The sequence below is a fragment of the bacterium genome, from assembly GCA_026398675.1.
Classification (GTDB): domain Bacteria; phylum RBG-13-66-14; class RBG-13-66-14; order RBG-13-66-14; family RBG-13-66-14; genus RBG-13-66-14.
In genome coordinates this window covers 1-2,702 of the sequence record JAPLSK010000323.1, presented here as the reverse complement: position 1 = coordinate 2,702, position 2,702 = coordinate 1, and the positions used below count along the sequence as shown (strand labels likewise).

2 protein-coding genes are annotated in these 2,702 nt (G+C 67.6%); one reads left to right on the top strand and one right to left on the bottom strand.

Annotated elements, in window-relative coordinates:
• The coding region (locus NTW26_09420; protein ID MCX7022472.1) for an alkaline phosphatase family protein at positions 1-2,127 on the top strand (2,127 nt) is incomplete at its 5' end.
• Positions 2,128-2,418: 291 nt separating this feature from the next.
• Here the strand turns inward: NTW26_09420 and NTW26_09415 are convergent.
• Positions 2,419-2,702 (bottom strand): carbamoyltransferase HypF (locus tag NTW26_09415; protein ID MCX7022471.1); only part of this gene is annotated, 284 nt, incomplete at its 5' end.

Sequence of the window (2,702 nt, the reverse complement as noted above, 5' to 3'; positions counted from 1 at the left end):
TTCTGGCTGGCCGCCGGGCTCCAGCGCGTCCCTTACTACCGCGCATTCGACCACCGGGTCGTCGTCCTCGGCTTCGACGGCGTGGACTCGGACCTCTTGGAGAAGTGGATGGCCACCGAGGACCCCGAGAACCCGGGTGAGTCGCTTCTGCCCAATCTGACGGCCCTGGCCGCGCGGGGGACCTACAGCCCGCTCATGCCCACCATCCCGGCCCAGAGCCCGGTGAGCTGGTCCAGCTTCGCCACCGGGGCCAACCCCGGCAAGCACGGCATCTTCGATTTCCTCCTGCGCGATCCCAAGACCTACACCCCCGTCTTCGCCATGCTGGATTCCTCGGAGGCCGAGTTCCTCTGGGGCCTCATCCCGACGACGATGCCCAAGGTGTGGTGCACCCGGCAGGGGACGCCCTTCTGGGACGTGGCCAGCGCGGCCGACGTCCACCAGCTTCTGATGCAGGTCCCGGTGACCTTCCCCTGCCCCTGCGCCACGGGGGAGGTGCTCTCGGGCCTCGGGGTGCCCGATGTGCGGGGGACCATGGGGACCTTCTTCTACTGGGCCGAGGACCTCCCGCCGGGCGTCGAGGAGAACACCGAGTTCGGCGGGAAGCTCTACCATCTCACCCTGGAGCGCGACGGGAGCTTCGAGCTGCCCGTCGAGGGCCCGCGCAACCCGGTCATCCGCGACAACAAGCGCGAGCTGCGCGAGGAGGCCCTGGTCCGCCAGCTCGACCCCGACGAGCTCGCCTACCTGGACACCCCCGAGGAGATTCTCGTCCCCGTCGAGGGACGCCTCCTGGACGACGGCTCGGTGAGCCTGAACATCGGCGACCAGAACGTGGTCCTGGCCGAGGGCGAGTGGAGCGACTTCGTCGAGCTCGACTTCCGCGTGAACGCGCTCATCACGGTAGACGGCATCAGCCAGTTCAAGCTCCTGTCCACGGAGCCTTTGCGGGTTTACCTGCACCCCATCAACTTCGACCCGCGCGATCCCGTCTATCCCATCTCCTGCCCGGAGCGCCTGTCGGCCGAGGTGGCCGAGAACGTCGGGCTCTACTACACCCAGGGGTGGGCCGAGGACACCTGGGCCATCTCGGAGGGCCGCACCGACGAGGGGACCTTCATGGAGAACCTGTGGAAGGTCGCCGGCGACCTGTTCGACATCACCCGGTACCTCTTCGAGAAGAACCACCCGGAGCTGACCGTGGCGGTCTTCCAGGGCACGGACCGGGTGCAGCACATCATGTGGCGCCTCCTGGACACCGACCATCCCATGTACTCGGCCGACCTGGAGCGGCTCTACGGCCGGGCCATCTTCGAGGTCTACAAGTGGATGGACGGCGTGGTGGGGTGGTTCGTGGAGCACATGGACCCCGAGGACGTTCTCATCGTGATGAGCGACCACGGGTTCGCCTCCTACCGCCGCGACGTGAACCTCAACAACTGGCTCGTCGAGAACGGTTACCTGGTGCTCAAACAGGGCTACGGGATAGAGGAGCACAGCTTGGAGGACCTCTTCGGGCAGCAGGGGCTCTTCTTCGCCGGGGTGGACTGGGACAAGTCGGTGGCCTACGCCCTGGGGCTGGGGGAGATTTACATCAACCTCAAGGGGCGCGAGTCCAAGGGCATCGTGGAGCCGGGGGAGGAGTACGACCGGCTGGTGGACGAGATAGCCCGCAAGCTCCTGGTGCTGGTGGACACCAACCCGCCCCACGGGCCGCGGCCCAAGGAGGAGGGCGACCGTGTTTTCGCCCCCGATGACCCTCTCCGCCCCGACCCCGTTTCGGTAGTCCGCAACGTGTACCGCGGCGACGTCGTCTTTCACGGCGATGCCATGGAGTTCTTCCCGGACCTTCTGGTCGGGTTCTACGAGGGGTATCGGGTGAGCTGGCAGTGCTCGCTGGGGGGCATCGAGCCGGCGATCCTGCGGGACCAGCGGAAGAAGTGGTCCGCCGACCACTGCTCGCTGGACCCGGGGATAGTCACGGGGGTGTTCTTCGTCAACCGGCCGTGGAAGTTGGGGAAGCTGCCGGAGATTATAGACCTGGCGCCGACGATTCTGGAGCTTTTGGGCCTGGAGCCGCTGCCGGAGATGGACGGGGTGTCGCTGATTCCCGACGGTGAGGGTTAATTTGCGCCGACGTAGGGCGGCCCCGTGGGACGAGTCCCCTGCGGGACGCCGTTTCCGATTGCGATGACGTAGGGCGGCCCCGTAGGACGAGTCCTCCGCGGGCCGTCGCTATTCCGTTCCCAACCTTGACCCTCACCCTAACCCTCTCCCTGGAAGGGAGAGGGGACGCTACACCCCCCACCCCGGCCCGTAAGCGCGCTTCCCCCCGGAGGGGGGAGGGGACCCTCGCAACCCTCACCCTAACCCCTAGGCGAGCCTCTCTCCAGAGGGGAGAGGGGACACGCGGCGCCCCTATGTTTCGCGCAGGATGCGCCCCGCCAGGAATAGCTGCCCCAGGGAAAGCCCGCCGTCGTTGGGCGGCACCCGCCGGTGCAGGAGCGCCGTCAGCCCCGCCGCCTCGATTTCCCGCGCCGTCCACTCGACGAGGAGCAGGTTTTGGAAGCACCCCCCGGTGAGGGCGACGTGCCCGATTCCGTTCTCCCGCGCCGCCCGGACGGCCGCCCCGGCGATTCCCCGCGCCAGCCCCCGGTGGAAGCGGGCGGAGATAATCTCGCGGGCCGTCCCTTTTTGCAGGT